The sequence below is a fragment of the uncultured Psychromonas sp. genome (assembly GCF_947489755.1).
Taxonomy (GTDB): Bacteria; Pseudomonadota; Gammaproteobacteria; order Enterobacterales; family Psychromonadaceae; genus Psychromonas.
In genome coordinates, this window is the sequence record NZ_CANLFB010000098.1 from 1 (window position 1) to 254 (window position 254).

The window sequence follows — 254 nt, forward strand, 5'->3', positions numbered from 1 at the left end:
TGGGTCTGTAGCTCAGTTGGTTAGAGCGCACCCCTGATAAGGGTGAGGTCGGCAGTTCGAATCTGCCCAGACCCACCAATTTCTTGTAAAATGAAATTGGATTTCTATTTATATACACCATGTTGGGGCTATAGCTCAGCTGGGAGAGCGCCTGCCTTGCACGCAGGAGGTCTGCGGTTCGATCCCGCATAGCTCCACCACTCATTCTTAACTAGAATAAGTGACCAACATGATGAGAAGCCTTAGATAAGCAA

2 tRNA genes are annotated in these 254 nt (G+C 48.4%); both read left to right on the forward strand.

What is annotated here, in order from left to right:
• Window position 1: 1 nt before the first annotated feature.
• Window positions 2-78: transfer RNA gene (locus Q0794_RS18160), tRNA-Ile, on the forward strand.
• Window positions 79-124: 46 nt separating this feature from the next.
• Window positions 125-200 (forward strand) — tRNA-Ala (locus Q0794_RS18165).
• Window positions 201-254 lie beyond the last annotated feature (54 nt).